General features: G+C 65.1%; 1 protein-coding gene. It reads right to left on the bottom strand.

Features of this window, described 5'->3' with window-relative positions; genetic code table 11:
* Positions 1-158: 158 nt before the first annotated feature.
* Positions 159-338: hypothetical protein (locus KJQ96_RS38930; protein WP_213291213.1), on the bottom strand; the 180-nt coding region annotated here is incomplete at its 5' end.

Here is a 338-nt window from a genome sequence, read left to right as displayed (position 1 = left end):
GAAGGGCCAGATGCGATCTATCTCGGCGGCCACATGGAGGTAGCCCGAGGCATTGGGCTGCACCAGCCGCGCATTTGGGAACTGCAGGTGGCGATCCACGATCGTGAGGCCGTCGGTGCTGTCGGCGGCAACCTCCGGTCCGGGAGCCCGATCGACGATCATGGATGCACCTCGCGCACGTGGCTGGTCTCGATCTCAGAAAGGCGGTCGCGTTTCGACGGCTGCGCCACCCGCTCGAGAAGGGCATCAAGCCGAGGCCCGACAGGCAGCTTTAGGCGAAACTCGGTTCGCAGTACCTCGCCGAATTCGACAGCACTGGTCAGAGCGCGCGGCTCCAC

Source organism: Bradyrhizobium sp. sGM-13, assembly GCF_018398875.1.
GTDB lineage: Bacteria > Pseudomonadota > Alphaproteobacteria > Rhizobiales > Xanthobacteraceae > Bradyrhizobium.
The sequence above is the reverse complement of the archived record's forward strand: the minus strand, read 5'-3'. Positions and strand labels throughout refer to the sequence as shown.